This is a genomic window from Saccharothrix mutabilis subsp. mutabilis (genome assembly GCF_039521145.1).
In the GTDB taxonomy this organism is placed as follows: Bacteria; Actinomycetota; Actinomycetes; order Mycobacteriales; family Pseudonocardiaceae; genus Actinosynnema; species Actinosynnema mutabilis.
This window is the reverse complement of sequence record NZ_BAAABU010000065.1, coordinates 1-644: the sequence shown is the minus strand read 5'-3', so window position 1 is coordinate 644 and position 644 is coordinate 1. Positions and strand designations below refer to the sequence as shown.

The following is a 644-nucleotide window of genomic DNA, read 5'->3' as shown; positions in this document are numbered from 1 at the left end:
TGGACGGCTTCCAGCCAATGCGTTTCGGTCAGCGCCTGTGGATCGTGCCGAGCTGGCACGCCGCGCCCGAGCCTGACGCGGTCAATCTGTTGCTGGATCCGGGCCTGGCGTTCGGCACCGGCACCCACCCGACCACCGCCCTGTGCCTGGAATGGCTCGACGGTCAGGACCTGAAAGACTGCAACGTCCTGGACTTCGGCTGCGGCTCGGGAATTCCGCACCGAGCGCTGGCGCGTGATGGATGCCGATGTGGAATTCACCGGCAAACGCATCGTGCACAGTGCCGATCTGCCGTTCACCGACCTCTATACCCACCTGGTACTCACTGACGGCGAACTGAGCCTGGAACCCCTGCGTTTTGGCGTGGCCGGCGGCAAGCTGGATGCGCAGATTCGCCTGAATGGCCGCACCACGCCGATGGAGGGTCGCGCCAAACTCACCGCGCGCAACTTCAAGCTCAAACAACTGTTCCCGACCTTCGAACCGATGAAGACCAGCTTCGGTGAACTCAATGGCGATGCCGATATTTCCGGGCGCGGCAACTCGGTGGCGGCACTGCTGGGCACCTCCAACGGTGACCTGAAGATGCTCATCAACGACGGCGCGATCAGCCGTGGCCTGATGGAAATCGCCGGGCTCAACGT

At 63.4% G+C, this 644-nt stretch carries 2 protein-coding genes; both read left to right on the top strand.

Going from position 1 to position 644, the window contains the following annotated elements:
* Positions 1 to 17 precede the first annotated feature (17 nt).
* The gene (locus tag ABD126_RS38600) at positions 18 to 329 is read left to right on the top strand and encodes a 50S ribosomal protein L11 methyltransferase (protein WP_343940661.1); all 312 of its coding nucleotides are present in this window, start codon (positions 18 to 20) and stop codon (positions 327 to 329) included.
* The coding region (locus ABD126_RS38595; protein ID WP_343940659.1) for an AsmA family protein at positions 250 to 644 on the top strand (395 nt) is incomplete at its 3' end. The genes ABD126_RS38600 and ABD126_RS38595, both read left to right, overlap by 80 nt.